Source organism: Streptomyces sp. NPDC022552 (assembly GCF_055561875.1).
Map to the genome: position 1 here is coordinate 773,744 of NZ_JBVHGJ010000002.1, position 15,007 is coordinate 788,750.

Below are 15,007 nucleotides of genomic sequence, written 5' to 3' on the forward strand. Positions count from 1 at the left end.
CGTGGAGGGGTGAGGGTTTCACCCTGGTGATGGCAGGGTGCGGAGCACGTGCTCGGCCTCGGACATGACTCGCAGGACGAGTTCCTCGCAGCTGGGGAGGTCCTCGATGATTCCCGCGACCTGTCCGGACGCCATGACACCGAGGTCGGTGCGGCCCTCGACCATGGACGCTCTGAGGAGCATGGGGGTGTTCGCGGCGAGCAGGACCTGGCTCCACGACAGGTCCTTGCCGTGCTTCATCGCGAGACCGTCGCGGACCATCCGTGACCACGAAAGCCCGGAGATCCCGCGGAAGCCCGCCGCGCGGCGGACCGCCTGCGCCAACGCCCGTACTCGGCCCGCGCGTTCGAGGGCGGCGACCATCTCCGTGCGGAGCATCCGGTGCGGCAGTCCGTCGACGGCGGTCGTCACCGTCACGTCCTTGACCGTCGCGGCGAGGTACTTCGCCTTGACGGCGTCGGGGACGGTGGAGTCGGAGGTGAGGAGGAACCGGGTGCCCATGGCGATGCCCGCGGCCCCGTAGGCGAGCGCGGCCACCAGACCGCGCCCGTCGTGGAAGCCGCCCGCGGCCACCACCGGGATGTCGACCGCGTCGACGACCTGAGGCAGCAGGACCGTCGTGGCCACGTCGCCGGTGTGCCCACCGCCCTCACCGCCCTGCACGATCACCGCGTCCGCGCCCCAGGCCGCGACCTTCTCGGCGTGCCGCCGGGCCCCGATGGAGGGGATGACGACCACGCCCGCGTCCTTCAGCTCCGCGATCAGCTCGCGGGAGGGGGCGAGGGCGAAGGAGGCGACCCGTACCCCCTCGTCGACGACGATCCGCACGCGCTCGCGGGCGTCGCCCGCGTCCGCGCGCAGGTTGACCCCGAAGGGCCGGTCCGTACGGGACTTCACCTCACGGACCGCGGCCCGGAGTTCGTCGACCGTCATCGTCGCGGAGGCCAGGATGCCGAGGGCGCCCGCCTCCGCGGTGGCGGTGACCAGACGGGGTCCCGCGACCCAGCCCATGCCGGTCTGGACGATCGGGTGGCGGACCCCGGTCAGCTCGGTGAGCGCCGTCTCCATCAGGCCCTGACCTCCCGGTCGCGCAGCCCCCGGGGGTCGATCACCTCGCGGATCAGTCGCAGCTCCTCGGCGGTCGGCGCGCGGGTGTACGGGACGTCGTCGCCGATCACGAGGTCGAAGCCGGTGGCCCGGCGGACCTGGTCCACGGTGACGCCCGGGTGCAGGGAGGCGAGCCGCATCGAGCGGTCGGGCGTCTCGAAGTCGAGGACGCCGAGGTCGGAGACGACCCGGGGGATCCGGTGGAAGCGGTCCACCCCGGCGGCGGCCGCGCGGTCGTGACCGACCCCGCTGACCATGTCGACGCGTTCGACGAACACCCGCGGGGAGTGCTTGGGGATCCAGTAGCTGACCGGGTTGTTCAGGGTGTTGACCGGTGCCCCGCGGACGCCGAGGAGCTGCCGGGCCGGCCGGGACCAGTCGCCGATGCAGGAGATGTTCTGGTTGCCGTACCGGTCGATCTGGCTCGCGCCCATCATGACGTGCCGCTTGCCGCCGGTGACCATCGTCAGATGGCGGCGGTACGGCAGCCAGCCCTCGGCCTCCCCGTCGAGGCCGACGAGCATCGCCTCACCGTCGGTCAGCAGCAGGTCGGGGGCGAAGGAGCGCTTGGCGAGCCGGGCGCCGAAGGAGGAGACCGGGGCCATGGCGGCGGCGAGGACCTCGCCGCCGTCCCGCCAGGCCTCGGCGCAGGCGACGACGCAGTACTCGGCGCGGGTGACGGTCGTGGTCACTGCTGCTCCTCGTGCCAGGCGCGGACGGCCTGCTGGTAGTCGTCCTCGCTCTTGCCGGAGAGGAAGCGCGCGGCGAACTCGGGCCAGGGGGTGGTCGCGTACAGCTTCTGGAACGGCTCGTCGCGGCCGTGGTCGGGGACGCAGGAGGTGAAGTGGGCGCCGTTCGGGGTCTCGACGACACCGGTGACGCTGTGCCGGCTGACGAGCAGGGACTGCGGGGCGGTGGCGGCGTCGAACCGCTCGACGATCCGCTCGCACGAGACGTACGCGGTGTCGGCGGCTTCGCAGAAGAGGTCGTCGAAGTACGGGTCGGGGCCCAGGTACTGGCCGTTGCCGAGCCGGTCGGCGCGGTTGAGGTGGACGAAGGCGGCGTCCATGCGCAGGGCGGGCACGGCGACGAACGTCTCGCCGTCCTCGTAGGGCGAGGTGACCGTCCGCAGCTCGGGGTTGACCGTCATCACGTCCGATCCGAGACCCGCCCGGACGGGCATGAAGGGCAGCCGGTTGGCGGCGGCGTGGAGGCCCCACATGAACATGGCCTCGTCGAGTTCCGTCATGGAGAAGTCGCCGCGCTCGCGGGCGGCGCGGAAGTGCGGTTCGAGGGGGATGGAGTCCAGCGTGGTGAAGGCGGCCACCAGCCTGCGGATCCGGCCGGCGGCGGCCAGCAGGCCGACGTCGGGGCCCCCGTACGAAACCACGGTGAGATCGGTGATCTCGGACCGGAGCAGCGCTCTGACCAGGGCCATCGGCTTACGGCGGGAGCCCCAGCCGCCGATGCCGAGGGTCATGCCGCTGCGCAGGCGGCCCACCACCTCGTCGGGGGTCATCGTCTTGTCGGTCACGAGCCGGCCTCCCTGGCCTCGTCCTTGCCGAAGGTGTCACGGACGCGGCCGGCGACCCCGCTGAGGTTGGCCTCGAAGGTGAAGCCCTGCTCGAAGCGGTAGCTGCGGCGCACGTCCACGGGGTCGATGCCGTTGATCGCGGCCTTGGCGAGCCGGATCAGATACCCGTCCTTCCGGGCGATCTCGGCCGCCAGCTCCAGCGCGGCGTCGAGGAGTTCCTCGCGCGGCACGACCTTCCAGACCGAGCCGTGGGCGTGCAGCTCGGCGGCGGTGGCGGTGCGCGAGGTGTAGTACAGCGCGCGCATCAGATGCTGGGGGACGAGCCGGGCCAGGTGGGTGGCGGCGCCGAGCGCACCGCGGTCGAGTTCGGGCAGTCCGAAGGTGGCGTCGTCGGAGGCCACGATCGCGTCCGCGTTGCCGACGAGCCCGATGCCGCCGCCCAGGCAGAAGCCGCCGACCGCCGCGACGACCGGCACCTCGCACTCGTACACCGCCGCGAACGCCTCCGCGCAGCCGTGGTTGGCGCCGATGAGGCTGCCGTGCCCGGTGTCCCGCTGCATCTCCTTGATGTCGACCCCGGCGTTGAAACCGCGGCCCGCGGCGGTCAGGACGACGCAGCGGGTCCCCGGGTCCCGGCCTGCCGCGCGGACGGCGTCGGCGAGCTCGTACCAGCCCTGTACGGGAAGGGCGTTGACCGGTGGGAAGTCGACGGTGACGAGTGCGATGCCCTTGCCAGGGCTTGTGGTGGAGACACCCATGAGCGGATCAGCTACCTTTCCACCAAACATTTGTTAGGTGACTGCTTGGTGAGGAAGGTAGCAGCCGATGGAGCTGGACGGGAGGGTCGCCGTCGTCACCGGCGGCACACGCGGGGTCGGCGCGGGCATCGCGCGGGCCCTTCTCCGGGCGGGGGCGCGGGTGGTCGTCTGCGCCCGCCGGCCGCCGGACGTGCCCATGACGGAGGGTGGCCGCGAGGCCGTCTTCGTCCCCGTCGACCTGCGCGAACCCGCCGCCGTCGGCGCGTTCTTCGCCGAGGTCGGCGAGGGGTACGGGCGGCTCGACGTGCTGGTCAACAACGCGGGCGGCACGCCCTACCGGCTCCTGGGGGAGGGAGACGCCGAACGGCACGCACGGGTGGTGGAGTTGAACCTGACCGTCCCGCTGCGGGTGTCGCTCGCCGCCCACGGGCTGCTGCGGGCAGCGCGCGGCTCCGTCGTGATGATCGGCAGCGTCAGCGCGACCCGGCCCTCGCCGGGCACGGCCGCGTACGGCGCCGCGAAGGCCGGCCTGGAGAGCCTCGCGCGCTCGATGGCCGTGGAATGGGCCCCGTACGTCCGGGTGAACACCCTGGTCCTCGGGATGGTCCGGACCGAGCTCTCCCATCTGCACTACGGGGACGAGGACGGGATCGCGGCCGTCGCCCGGACCGTGCCGCTCGGCCGGCTCGCCGATCCCTCGGACGTGGGGGAGGCGGTGGTCTTCCTGGCCTCCGACCGGGCCGCCTATGTCTCCGGAGCCTCACTGCTGGTGCACGGGGGCGGCGAGCGCCCCGCCTTTCTGGAAGCCGCGACGGTCAACCATGCCGCAACTGCCGACAAGGAGAGCTGAGATGGGTCTGTGCGAGGGCCGGGTCGTGATCGTGACCGGGGCGGGACGGGGTCTGGGGCGGGCGCACGCGCGCGCCTTCGCCGCCGAGGGGGCGAAGGTCGTGGTCAACGACCTGGGGGTGGGTCTCGACGGCTCCGCCGGGTCGGGCTCGCCCGCCGGGCAGGTGGTGGAGGAGATCCGTACGGCGGGCGGCGAGGCCGTCGCGCACGGCGGTGACATCGCCACGGAGGAGGGGGCGGCCTCGCTCGTGGCCGCCGCGCTGGACACCTTCGGGCGCCTGGACACCCTGGTCAACAACGCGGGCTTCCTGCGGGACCGGATGCTGGTGAACCTCGGCGAGGACGACTGGGACGCGGTGATGCGCGTCCATGTGAAGGGCCATTTCCTGCCCCTGCGGCACGCGGCGGCGTACTGGCGCGCGGAGGCGAAGGCGGGTCGCGCACCGGTGGCCCGGGTCGTCAACACCACGTCCGGAGCAGGCCTGCTGGGGAGCGTCGGGCAGGGCAACTACGCGGCGGCCAAGGCGGGGATCGTGGGTCTGACGCTGGTCGCGGCGGCGGAGATGGGCCGCTACGGGGTCCAGGTCAACGCGATCGCCCCGGCGGCCAGGACGCGGATGACGGAGCAGGCCTTCGCGGGCCTGGAGGGCGTACCCGAGGACGTCTCCCCGCTGGTCGTCTGGCTGGGCTCCGCCGCCTCGGCGGGTGTGACCGGCCGCGTCTTCGAGGCGGAGGGCGGCCGGATCACGGTCATGGAGGGCTGGCGGCCGGGCCCGACGGCCGACAAGGGGGCGCGCTGGAGCCCGGCGGAGGCGGGGGAGGCGGCGTCGAAGCTCCTGGCGGCGGCGGAGGTGCCGCGACCGGTGTACGGCGCCGGTGGATGAGCCCTCACCTGCGAAGAAGGGGAGGGCGTGACGTCCGGGTAAGGGCCGCACACGCGGCCCCCACATCGGGCAGATGAAGTTAACGTCCGGGGAAATCAAGGGAGTTGGGCTGTCGGGGTCGCTTCTACGCGCGTCATCATCGGGGGCATGCGAATCCCCCCACGATTCACCGTCATCGGCGGCGCCGCCGCCCTCGTCTCGACCCTTCTCCTGGGCGCCCCGGCCGGCGCGGCCGTCGCCCCGGCGGCCCCGGTGTCCGCCGCGTCCGCCTTCTCGGCCTCCGCCGTCGGCGAGATCTGCTACTCCGACCTCCCCTCCCAGGCCCATGACACCCTCCGCCTGATCGAGCAGGGCGGACCCTTCCCGTACAGCCAGGACGGCAGCGTCTTCCAGAACCGCGAAGGCATCCTCCCGGCCCACTCCACCGGCTACTACCACGAGTACACGGTGAAGACCCCGGGCTCCTCCACCCGCGGTGCCCGCCGGATCGTGACCGGCGAGTCCCACCAGGAGGACTACTACACCGCCGACCACTACGCCTCGTTCGACCTCGTCGACCACGGCTGCTGAACCCCCGCCCCCTCAGCCCCCGGTTCGCGGCCGGCCCCCCCATCCTGGCCGGGCCGCGGACCGGGCACGACGGCGTCCATGGCGTGCCGCCTGTCGCCGAGGTCCCGTCCGGCTGCTGTTGGGCTGTCCGTAACCCCTCGGCCATCCGCGGCTGCGAGGCTCCCGGAAGAACCGAAGTTGTCTGTACAACTTGGAGAACCTCATGGCGTCACTGGCCGCCGCACCGCCGCTCTGGCTGCGCGACAACTGTCCCTGCGCGGACTGCCGGGACCCCCGTAACGGCCAGAAGCTGTTCCAGATCACCGAGCTCCCCGACGCGCTCACCGTCGACACCGTCCACGACACCCGCACCCCCGACGGCGCCCCCGCCCGCGAGGTCGTCTGGGCCCCCGACGGACACCGCTCGGTCTACGCCGAGTCCTGGCTGGGCGCCCACCTCCCCGGCGCGGCGGCCGCTCCCGGTGACGGCCGCACCGAGGACGACAAGGAGCTGTGGGCCGCCGAGCGGTTCGCCCACGGGGTTCCCGAGGCCGACTGGGCCGCCTACACGACCGAACCCACCGTCCGCGCCGACGTCCTCGACGCGGTGCTCCGACTGGGCTTCGCGCTCGTCCGCAACGTGCCCGTACGCGACCGCCAGGTCCTCGACGTGGCCCGTACCTTCGGCTACGTACGCGAGACCAACTACGGCGAGCTGTTCGAGGTCCGGGTCGAGGCCGACCCCAACAACCTCGCCTTCACCGGCGCGCGGATCACCCCGCACACCGACAACCCCTACCGCGACCCGGTCCCCACCCTCCAGCTGCTGCACTGCCTCACCAACGCGGCGCAGGGCGGCGACTCCGGACTCGTCGACGGCTTCCACGCCGCGTGCCTGCTGCGCGACGAGGACCGGGAGGCGTACGCGATCCTCACCCGCGTCCCCGTACCGTTCGCCTTCGCCGACGAGCGGTCCGAACTCCGCGCCCACCGGCCCCTGATCGGCACCGACCCGGCCGGCCGCATCCGCGAGATCCGCTTCAACAACCGCTCCTTCGGTACCCTGCGGCTGCCGGCCGGCCCCCTCGCCGACTTCTACGCCGCCTACCGGCGCTTCGGCGAGCTGCTGCTCCGAACGGAGCTCCAGCTCGACTTCCGGCTCACCCCCGGCGACTGCCTGATCTTCGACAACACGCGGCTGCTGCACGCCAGGACCGCCTTCGCCGAGTCCGGCGACCGCCACCTCCAGGGCGCCTACGCCGACATCGACGGCCTCGCCTCCACGCTCGCCGTCCTGCGCCGGGAAGGGGACGCGAAGTGAACCCCCTCGACACCCTCGCCGCGCTCTTCGAGGGCGAAGGCAGCGCCGAGTACTTCGGCGAGGCCGTCACCCAGGCCGAGCACATGCTCCAGGCCGGCGCCCTCGCCGAGGCGGCCGGGGCCGCACCGCACCTGGTCGCGGCGGCGCTGCTCCACGACGTCGGCCACTTCCAGGGCGCGGTCACCGGCCGTGACCTGATGGAGAACGGCACCGACAACCGCCACAGCCACACCGGGGCCGACTGGCTCGACCAGTGGTTCGGGCCCGAAGTCACCGAACCCGTACGGCTGCACGTCGGCGCAAAGCGGTACCTGTGCGCCGTCGAGCCCGGCTACTCCGCGCTGCTCTCCGAGGCCTCCGTCCACACGCTGGCGGTCCAGGGCGGGCCGATGACCGAGGACCAGGTCCGCGCCTTCGAGGCCCACCCGGGGGCCGCCGACGCCGTCGCCGTACGCCGCTGGGACGAGCAGGCGAAGGACCCGGACCTGCCGACGCCCGGGTTCGAGCACTTCAGGCCCCTGCTGGCCGCCCTGCTCAGGAGCTGAGCGCGAGAGCCTTGGTCAGGACCCGAGCCGCCGGCCCAGCGCGCTCGTCGCCGTCGAGCTCTGCATCGTGAACGCCACCGTCCCCGGCAGATAGCGGTCCTGCGACCACTCCACCGGGTTCCCCGCCGGGTCGGTCGAGTGCCGCCGCTCCCGCAGCAGCGACTCCCCGGCCCGGCAGCCCAGCAGCTCCGCGTCGTCCGCGTCCGCCGGCACCAGATCGATCGTGTGCCGGGCGTCGGCGAACAGCACGCCGTGCAGCTCAAGTTGCTCCGAGTGCGAGACCGTGTCCAGCGGCATCCCGGCCACCAGCTCCCCGATCCGCTCCGGATACGTCGTGCGCTCCACCATCACCGGCGTGCCCGCGAGCGTCCGCAGCCGCCGCACCCGGTAGACCGGCGCGCCCTCCTCGACGCGCAGCTTCTCGGCCTCCTCCGCGTCCGCCGGCACCCGTTCGACCGCCACGATCCGGCCCCCCGGCTCCTCGCCGAGCGAGCGCGCCCAGCGCGTGAAGGAGCGCAGCTCCCCGAAGCTGTGCAGCCGGGGACCGCCGAGGACCACCCGGCGCGAGCCGCGCCGGGAGGTGATCAGACCGTCGGTGCGCAGCGCGGCCAGCGCCTGGCGGACCGTCCCCCGGGACACGCCGTAACGACGGGCCAGTTCGTCCTCCGCCGGGAGCTTCGCCCCGGAGCCGTACTCGCCCGCCGTGATGGCGGTCCGCAGATCGGCGGCTACCTTCAGATACAGCGGCGTCCGCGCCCGTTCCTCACTCACCCGTCCACCCTGTCATGTGCCCCGCTCACCCGACCAGGGAGTGCAGCAGCTCGGGGTCGACCTCGGTCAACGAGTCCGCCAGCGTGACGCCTTCGGTCCCGGCGAACTCCCCGAGCGGCTCGGTCGAGGGCACCGCGAGGACGCGGCAGCCGGCGGCGACGGCCGAGGCGACCCCCGTCGGACTGTCCTCGACCGCCACGCACCGCCCGGGCTCGGCGCCGAGCGCCACGGCGGCCGCCAGATAGGGGTCGGGCTCCGGCTTCGTCCGTGCGGTGTCCTCCGCGCCGAACAGCGCGTCGAACCGGTGCCCGTCCAGGGTGCTCGCCACCTGGGCGACGACCGCCCGCGGCGAGGCGGAGACGAGCGCCGTCGGCACCCGGCTCTCCCGCAGCGCGGCGAGCAGCCGCAGCGCGCCCGGGCGGGGCGCCGCGGCGACCGCGAGCCGGCCCGCGAAGTCCGCGCCCAGCTCGGCGGCGAGCTCGGCCGCCGGGGCGTCCAGATAGGTGTGCAGCAGGGTCGCGGTGTCATCGACGGACCGTCCCGTCACCGCCGTACGGCGCTCGGCGTCCAGGGCGCGGCCCCGGCGCGCGGCGGCCGCCTCGACGACGTCCAGCCAGACGCCCTCGGTGTCGACGAGGGTCCCGTCCATGTCGAAGAGGACCGCCTGCAGCCGTGTCACGCCGCACCGCCCGTCGGCGCGGAGGAGGCGAGCAGCACGGGCCGCTGCCGCGGACGGACGGAGACGTCCGTGCCCGGGGTCAGCCCGGCCGCCGCGTGCGTGGGGACGTCCGCCTTGACGTCCGTACCGTCGGGCAGGCTGATCCGCAGCCGGGTCGTCGGGCCGTGGAACGAGGCGCCGGTGACATGGGCGGGGCCGCCCGCCGTCACCTCCAGGGCCTCGGGCCGCAGGAGCACCCGCACGTCACCCGTGCCGGCCGGTCCCTCGACCGGCAGCCGGGCGCCGAGCACCTCGACGAGACCGTCGCCCACGGCCCGGCCGGGAACCCGGTTCATGGTGCCGATGAACTCCGCGACGAAGTCCGTGGCGGGACGCTCGTACAACTCCGTCGGAGTGGCGCACTGTTCGAGCCGGCCGCCGTTCATCACGGCGACCCGGTCGGCCATCGACAGCGCCTCTTCCTGGTCGTGCGTGACGAACACGGTGGTGATGCCCAGCTCCAGCTGGAGCCGGCGGACCTCCTCCCGCAGCGTCACGCGGACCCGGGCGTCGAGCGCCGACAGCGGCTCGTCGAGCAGCAGCAGCCGGGGGCGCAGCGCCAGCGCGCGGGCCAGCGCGACCCGCTGCTGCTGGCCGCCGGAGAGCTGGTGCGGGAAGCGGTCGCCGTGGCCGGCGAGCCCGACCAGTTCGAGCAGCTCGGCGGCGCGCGCACGGCGCTCGGCGGCCCGCACCTTGCGCATCCGCAGTCCGAAGGCCACGTTGTCGGCGGCCGTGAGGTGCGGGAAGAGGCTGTACGACTGGAACACCATCGCCGTGTCACGGCGGTTGGCGGGCACCGGCACGATGTCCTCGCCGTCGAGCAGGACCTGGCCCTCGTCGGGCCGCTCGAATCCGGCGAGCACGCGCAGCGCGGTCGTCTTGCCGCAGCCGGACGGGCCGAGCAGGGCGAGGAGTTCGCCGGGGGCGACGTCGAGGTCGAGGCCGTCGAGCGCGACGGAGGAGCCGAAGGACCGGCGCAGGCCGCGCAGCTGGAGCGCCGTCCCGGTCCGGGTGGGGGTGTCGGTCACGGTCATCGGGAGGTCTTTCCTCGGGAAGCCTCGGTGGCTTCGGACGTACGGGAAGGGCGCGGCGCACGGCGGCGGTCGCCCCGGCGCCGGTTGCCCACGGTGGTCAGCGCGAGCAGCAGCACCCAGGTCAGCAGCAGGCTCAGCAGCGACACGGCCACCGAGAGCCGGGCGTCGGAGCCGGAGGCCTGCACGATCCACACCGCGAAGGGCTGGTAGCCGAGGAGCGAGGCGACCGTGAACTCGCCGAGCACCAGCGCCAGCGTCAGGAACGAGGCGTTCAGGAGCGCGCCGCGCAGATTGGGCAGCACGGCCGAGACCAGCGCACGCGGCCAGGACGCGCCGCAGTCCCGCGCGGCCTCGACCAGCGTGCGGACGTCGACCGAGCGCAGACCCGCGTCGAGCGCCCGGTGGACGAAGGGCAGCGCCATCACGGCGTACGCGAGGACCAGGACGAAGGGGAAGTCCGGGTTCTGCACGGCCACGAAGGTCTGGTAGAGCGGGGTCGTGGAGAGCTTCTCCGGACCCCAGCGCAGGACGGTTCCGAGCCCGGCGGTCAGCGCCACCGGCGGCACCACGAGCGGCAGCGTGCACACGATCTCCAGGACCGGCCGCAGCCGGGGCACCGAGAGCCGGGCCGCGACCGCCGCGGGGATGGTGATCAGCAGGACGAGCGCCACGGTCGCCGCCGCGAGCCCCAGCGAGAGCAGCAGACTGCCGGTGAACCCGGGGGCGGTGAAGATCCGGGTGTAAGAGGAGAGGGTGAGCCCGTGCCCGGGGATGTCCAGGGTGAAGACGGCGGACGCGAGCAGCGGCACCAGGAAGTAGACCCCCGCGACCAGGAGGACGAAGGGACGTCCTAGGCGAGCCATCGGGTGCTCCTTCGCTGGAGGGGGAGGTGGACGGCCATCACGAGCGCCGCGACCGCGACCATGTCGAGGCTCAGCGCGAGCGCCACGTTCTCCTGGCCGACCAGGACGTTGCCGGAGAGCGCGTCCGCGATCTGCAGGGTGACCAGCGGCACGGAGCTGCCGACCATCGCCGCCGCCGTCGCGTACGCGGCGAACGCGCTGCCGAAGAGCAGCACGAAGCCGCCCAGCAGGGACGGCAGGAGCACCGGGATGCCGACATGGCGCCAGTACTGCCAGGTCGTCGCCCCGTTGTCGTGCGCCGCCTCGCGCCACTGGACGCGCAGTCCGTCGAGCGCGGGCGCCACGGTCAGCACCATCAGCGGCACGAGGAAGTACAGATAGGTCAGGGCGAGGCCCCAGAATCCGTACAGCGACCAGCCGTGGTCGGCGAGGCCGAGGTGGGTGGTGAGCACGCCCGCGTTGCCGAGGGTGGCGACGAACGCGAAGGCGAGCGGGACACCGCCGAAGTTGGCGAGCACACCGGACGCCGTGAGGACGGCCTCGCGGAGCGCCCGGCCGCGCGAGGAGACCACGGCCTGGGCGAGGAGGAGACCGAAGACCGTGCCCGCGGCGGCCGTGAGCGCGGAGAGCTCGACACTGCCGATCAGGGCGGTGCGGTACGCGCCGTCCACGGACCGGGTCACGTTGTCGAGGCCGTACCCGCCGTCGGCGACGGTGAAGGCACCGTCGGCCATGGCGAGCGCGGGCAGCCCGAAGGCGAGCGCGACGACCAGGAGGAGTGGCAGCGCGGCGAGCCGGCCGACCGGCCGCCCGCGGCGCCGGGTCCGGCGCACGGGGGCGGGCGGGGCGAGCGGGGCGGGCTGGGCCACGGAAGGGACCGCGGCCGTGGGGGAGTCGTCGGTCATGGGGGAACCGGCGGCCCCCGACCCCGCCGGGGCCACCCGCGCGGTGTGCGCGTGGGCGGCCCCGGACGGGGCGCTGGAGGAGTGCGGAGTCATCGAGGCGTCACCCGGAGACGGCCGCGGCCCAGCCCTGCGACAGGGTCTCCTTGGCCTTGGACGTCTGCTGCTCGGTGGGGAACTCCGGGGTGCCCGAGACCTTCGGCAGCGCTGCGGCGGCGGTCTTGTCGAGCGTGCCGTCGGCCTCCATGGCCGGCATCAGGACGGGACGGGCGTAGCCCTTGAGCCACAGGTTCTGGCCCTCGGCGCTGTACAGGTACTCCTGCCACAGGCGGGCGGCCGCCGGGTGCGGTGCGTCCTTGTTGATCGCCTGGGAGTAGAACTGGGCGTAGACGCCGTCCGTGGGCACGGCGACCTTCCAGTCCACGCCCTTGGACGCGAACTGCTCGGCGTAGCCGGCGTTCAGGTAGTCCCAGTCGATGGAGATGGGCGTCTCGCCCTTCTCCACGGTGGCGGGGGTCGACTCGACGGGGTTGTAGTTGCCGTTCTTCTTCAGCTTGCCGAAGAAGTCGATGCCCGGCTGGATGTCGTCGAACGAGCCGCCGTTGGCCAGTGCCGCCGCGTAGACGCCGCCGAAGGCCGAACCGGACTTCGTCGGGTTGCCGTTGAGGGCGACCTTGCCCTTGTACTCGGGCTTGAGCAGGTCGGCGAAGGTCTGCGGGCAGACCTTGACGCGCTTGGCGTCGCAGCCGATGGAGACGTAGCCCCCGTAGTCGTTGAACCAGCGGCCCTGGGCGTCGCGCTGCGTCTCGGGGATCCTGTCGAAGGCGGCGACCTTGTACGGGGCGGTCAGGCCCTGCTCGCCGGCGGCCTGGGCGAAGGAGGCACCGAGGTCGAGGACGTCGGGGGCGCGGTCCTGGCCCTTGCGGGACTTCACCGCGTTGATCTCGTCCTGGCTGGAGCCGTCGGGGTTCTCGACGTTCACCTTGATGCCGTACTTCGCGGTGAAGCCGTCGATGATCGCGCCGTAGTTCGCCCAGTCGCGGGGGATGGCGATCGCGTTGAGCGTGCCCTCCTTCTTGGCGGCGGCGACCAGGGCGTCCATCCCGCCGGCCTCGGTGGCGGAGGTGGCGGTGGCGAGGTTCTTCCCGTCGGCGCCCGCGGCGCCCTTCGTGGGGGCGGCGCCGCAGGCGGTGAGGGTCAGGGCGGTCAGACCGAGGGCGCCGAGAAGAACGGCGGCGCGGGCAGGGGAGGTCACGCGTACTCCATGGGGGAAGGGGAGCGGGGCCAAGATGTATGAACAACTGTTGTCCATACAACTCCTGCATTACGGGGGGTCGCGATGACCCACCGGTGAACGCGAGGCGAAGCCCGCCCTGCGATTCCCCGGCGGAACGGGGGGCTCGGAATCCCTCGGGACGCGCCCCGGAACCGAGGGTTTCCGCCCCCTCCGTCAGCGGCAGCGCGGGGCCGTCCACTCCAGGCGGGTCCTGACCCGGGGGTCCGCGATGTACTCGACGGCGGCCAGCGCGGTGTCACGGGCCGCCCCCTCCGGGTCGCCGTCGGCGAGGATGCGCGCCAAGGCGTCGACGGCGCGCGGATCCTGACGCATCGCCAGCCCCCGGGCGGCCTCGGCCACGGCGTCCTCGTCGTCGTCCGCGAGCCGCGCGACGAGCGCCTCCCGCAGGAGGGGGGTGTCCTCGGGCACCTCCGCGAGCGCGAGCGTCGCCCAGTCCCGTACGCCGTGGTCGTGGTCCCGGCTCAGCGCGATCAGGGTCGCCACCGCTTCGGAGTGCCCGGCGGGCACGGGCCCGGTGAGCGCGCAGCCGAGCGCCCGCCGCACCTCGATGTCGGGGTGCGACGCCAGCGCCAGCAGCTCGGGCAGCGCCTCCGCCGCCCCGCAGCGCCCGAGCGCGACGACGGCGGAGAGCGCGGGCTCCCGGGCGGCACCCGGACCCGCTCCCGGCTCCGCCACCGCGGCCCCCTTCATCACCGCTCCCGGCTCCGTCACCGCTCCCGGCTCCGTCACCGTTCCCGGCTCCGTCACCGTTCCCGGCTCCGTCACCGTTCCCGGCTCCGTCACCGTTCCCGGCTCCGTCACCGCGGCCGCCTTCGCCGTCTGCGCGGCCTCCGTCGTCTCCGCCGATCCCGCCGCCTCCGCCACTTCCACCGCGAGACGGCGCAGCACCGGGACTGCCTGCGCCGTGAAGCGGTCGAGGCCGCCCAGGACACGGGCGCCCAGCGCCCGCCGCAGCGGGCCCGCGCTCGCGCACCAGCCTGCCGCCACCCGGAAGGTCTCCTCGTCGTCGCGGTGGGCCAGCGCGCGGACCGCCTCCTTCCAGTCGTCCAGGTCCGGGTCCCCGCAGCTCAGGGCACGGGTGGCGAGCTCCTCGGGCGCCACCCGCACACCGAGCGCCCGCTCCAGGAGCGTGGCGATCGCCGCGTGCCCGGTCTGCTGCTCGTTGCCCCTGCTCGGCGCGCCGTCCGCCCGCAGGACGTCGACGACGACGGTCACCCCGCCGTCCTCGTGCACGTGCCTCACCACGGTCTCGCCGGCCCCCTCGGGACCGCCCGCGTCGAGCAGCCCGCGCCGCAGCTCCTCGGCGATGTCCACGCCGATCCAGCGCCGCGCCTCGCGCAGGGCGTCCTCGGCAGGCCCCGCGCCGTACTCGAGGAGCGCCCGTACGCTCGCGGTCGAGCCGCGCCGCGCCGCGGCCACCAGCGGCGGGAGTCCGTCGGGGCCCGGCCGGCTCGGCGCGGCGCCGTGTTCGAGCAGGATCCGTACCGTCTCCGCGTGCCCGAGCCGTACCGCCCAGTCCAGGGCGGTGAAGCCGTACGCCTCGGCCTGGTCGGCCCGTGCCCCGCCCGCGAGCAGCGCCCGCACCACCTCGGCGTGCCCGCCGCAGGCCGCCCCGCACAGCGGAAGGTCCCCCGCCTCCTCTCCACTGCCCCGGCCCGGATCCGCCCCCGCCGCCAGCAGGAGCCGGACGATCCCCGGCTCGTTGGCGACGGCCGCCCGGTACAGCGCCGTCTCCCCTTCGTCGTCGGTCTCGGCGGAGACCCCGGCCCGCAGGACGCGCACCACGGCGTCGTCCCCCTCGTGCATTGCCTCGAACAACGTGCTCATCCACCGACCTTCACCCGCCGGGCACGGACGGCGCAAACGGGTTGAAGT

At 73.8% G+C, this 15,007-nt stretch carries 16 protein-coding genes; 5 read left to right on the plus strand and 11 right to left on the minus strand.

The annotated features are described in order from the left end of the window. Positions 1-18 precede the first annotated feature (18 nt). The 4 genes from ACZ3OF_RS08425 to ACZ3OF_RS08440 are packed head-to-tail and all read right to left on the minus strand — an operon-like array spanning position 19 to position 3,399. Entirely contained in the window at positions 19-1,068 is a 1,050-nt protein-coding gene (locus tag ACZ3OF_RS08425) for an NAD(P)H-dependent flavin oxidoreductase (protein ID WP_361669320.1), read from the minus strand. After that, positions 1,068-1,799, minus strand: a complete 732-nt coding sequence (locus tag ACZ3OF_RS08430; protein ID WP_361669317.1) for a CoA-transferase subunit beta — start codon at positions 1,797-1,799, stop codon at positions 1,068-1,070. Before ACZ3OF_RS08430 ends, ACZ3OF_RS08425 begins: the two co-directional genes overlap by 1 nt. Beyond that, a complete protein-coding gene (locus ACZ3OF_RS08435; RefSeq protein ID WP_467303510.1) occupies positions 1,796-2,641 on the minus strand; it encodes a CoA transferase subunit A in 846 nt (281 codons plus the stop codon). The genes ACZ3OF_RS08430 and ACZ3OF_RS08435 overlap by 4 nt, the downstream gene beginning before the upstream one ends. Then, positions 2,638-3,399, minus strand: a complete 762-nt coding sequence (locus tag ACZ3OF_RS08440) for an enoyl-CoA hydratase family protein (RefSeq protein ID WP_361669312.1) — start codon at positions 3,397-3,399, stop codon at positions 2,638-2,640. The genes ACZ3OF_RS08435 and ACZ3OF_RS08440 overlap by 4 nt, the downstream gene beginning before the upstream one ends. Before the next feature lie 67 nt (positions 3,400-3,466). Here ACZ3OF_RS08440 and ACZ3OF_RS08445 point away from each other — a divergent pair, with 67 nt between their 5' ends. The 5 genes from ACZ3OF_RS08445 (at position 3,467) to ACZ3OF_RS08465 (ending at position 7,547) form a co-directional block, all read left to right on the plus strand. Then, entirely contained in the window at positions 3,467-4,249 is a 783-nt protein-coding gene (locus tag ACZ3OF_RS08445; protein WP_467303513.1) for an SDR family oxidoreductase, read from the plus strand. A gap of 1 nt (position 4,250) precedes the next feature. Then, the gene (locus ACZ3OF_RS08450; protein WP_361669307.1) at positions 4,251-5,132 is read left to right on the plus strand and encodes an SDR family oxidoreductase; all 882 of its coding nucleotides are present in this window, start codon (positions 4,251-4,253) and stop codon (positions 5,130-5,132) included. Between the two features lie 147 nt (positions 5,133-5,279). Then, positions 5,280-5,702, plus strand: a complete 423-nt coding sequence (locus tag ACZ3OF_RS08455; RefSeq protein ID WP_361669304.1) for a guanyl-specific ribonuclease — start codon at positions 5,280-5,282, stop codon at positions 5,700-5,702. A gap of 202 nt (positions 5,703-5,904) precedes the next feature. Then, positions 5,905-7,002, plus strand: a complete 1,098-nt coding sequence (gene tmpA / locus ACZ3OF_RS08460; RefSeq protein ID WP_467303516.1) for a 2-trimethylaminoethylphosphonate dioxygenase — start codon at positions 5,905-5,907, stop codon at positions 7,000-7,002. Next, positions 6,999-7,547 (plus strand): phosphonate degradation HD-domain oxygenase, encoded by a 549-nt coding sequence (locus ACZ3OF_RS08465; RefSeq protein WP_467303518.1) that lies wholly within the window; start codon positions 6,999-7,001, stop codon positions 7,545-7,547. Before tmpA ends, ACZ3OF_RS08465 begins: the two co-directional genes overlap by 4 nt. Positions 7,548-7,562: 15 nt before the next feature. On the opposite strand, the gene ACZ3OF_RS08470 is transcribed toward ACZ3OF_RS08465, so the two are convergent. The 7 genes from ACZ3OF_RS08470 to ACZ3OF_RS08500 all read right to left on the minus strand — a co-directional run bounded on the left by ACZ3OF_RS08470 (position 7,563) and on the right by ACZ3OF_RS08500 (position 14,959). After that, positions 7,563-8,318 carry a GntR family transcriptional regulator gene (locus tag ACZ3OF_RS08470; RefSeq protein ID WP_361669297.1) on the minus strand — a complete coding sequence of 252 codons (756 nt, stop codon included), beginning with the start codon at positions 8,316-8,318 and terminating at the stop codon, positions 7,563-7,565. A gap of 25 nt (positions 8,319-8,343) precedes the next feature. Continuing rightward, positions 8,344-8,997: an HAD family hydrolase gene (locus tag ACZ3OF_RS08475; protein WP_467303520.1), complete on the minus strand. Its 654-nt coding sequence runs from the start codon at positions 8,995-8,997 to the stop codon at positions 8,344-8,346. Then, a complete protein-coding gene (locus tag ACZ3OF_RS08480) occupies positions 8,994-10,070 on the minus strand; it encodes an ABC transporter ATP-binding protein (RefSeq protein WP_467303521.1) in 1,077 nt (358 codons plus the stop codon). The genes ACZ3OF_RS08475 and ACZ3OF_RS08480 overlap by 4 nt, the downstream gene beginning before the upstream one ends. Further along, positions 10,067-10,933 carry an ABC transporter permease gene (locus tag ACZ3OF_RS08485; protein WP_361669290.1) on the minus strand — a complete coding sequence of 289 codons (867 nt, stop codon included), beginning with the start codon at positions 10,931-10,933 and terminating at the stop codon, positions 10,067-10,069. Before ACZ3OF_RS08485 ends, ACZ3OF_RS08480 begins: the two co-directional genes overlap by 4 nt. Beyond that, entirely contained in the window at positions 10,921-11,838 is a 918-nt protein-coding gene (locus ACZ3OF_RS08490) for an ABC transporter permease (RefSeq protein ID WP_467303522.1), read from the minus strand. The genes ACZ3OF_RS08485 and ACZ3OF_RS08490 overlap by 13 nt, the downstream gene beginning before the upstream one ends. 100 nt (positions 11,839-11,938) lie before the next feature. Continuing rightward, positions 11,939-13,090 (minus strand): ABC transporter substrate-binding protein, encoded by a 1,152-nt coding sequence (locus tag ACZ3OF_RS08495; protein ID WP_467303523.1) that lies wholly within the window; start codon positions 13,088-13,090, stop codon positions 11,939-11,941. A gap of 195 nt (positions 13,091-13,285) precedes the next feature. Beyond that, positions 13,286-14,959, minus strand: a complete 1,674-nt coding sequence (locus ACZ3OF_RS08500) for an ankyrin repeat domain-containing protein (protein WP_467303525.1) — start codon at positions 14,957-14,959, stop codon at positions 13,286-13,288. Positions 14,960-15,007: the final 48 nt, after the last annotated feature.

Coding starts and splice junctions, on each gene's coding strand:
- ACZ3OF_RS08425 (WP_361669320.1), bottom strand. CDS start 1,068: ATGGAGACGGCGCTCACCGAGCTGACCGGGGTCCGCCACCCGATCGTC.
- ACZ3OF_RS08440 (WP_361669312.1), bottom strand. CDS start 3,399: ATGGGTGTCTCCACCACAAGCCCTGGCAAGGGCATCGCACTCGTCACC.
- ACZ3OF_RS08445 (WP_467303513.1), top strand. CDS start 3,467: ATGGAGCTGGACGGGAGGGTCGCCGTCGTCACCGGCGGCACACGCGGG.
- ACZ3OF_RS08450 (WP_361669307.1), top strand. CDS start 4,251: ATGGGTCTGTGCGAGGGCCGGGTCGTGATCGTGACCGGGGCGGGACGG.
- ACZ3OF_RS08455 (WP_361669304.1), top strand. CDS start 5,280: ATGCGAATCCCCCCACGATTCACCGTCATCGGCGGCGCCGCCGCCCTC.
- tmpA (WP_467303516.1), top strand. CDS start 5,905: ATGGCGTCACTGGCCGCCGCACCGCCGCTCTGGCTGCGCGACAACTGT.
- ACZ3OF_RS08480 (WP_467303521.1), bottom strand. CDS start 10,070: ATGACCGTGACCGACACCCCCACCCGGACCGGGACGGCGCTCCAGCTG.
- ACZ3OF_RS08485 (WP_361669290.1), bottom strand. CDS start 10,933: ATGGCTCGCCTAGGACGTCCCTTCGTCCTCCTGGTCGCGGGGGTCTAC.
- ACZ3OF_RS08490 (WP_467303522.1), bottom strand. CDS start 11,838: ATGACCGACGACTCCCCCACGGCCGCGGTCCCTTCCGTGGCCCAGCCC.
- ACZ3OF_RS08500 (WP_467303525.1), bottom strand. CDS start 14,959: ATGAGCACGTTGTTCGAGGCAATGCACGAGGGGGACGACGCCGTGGTG.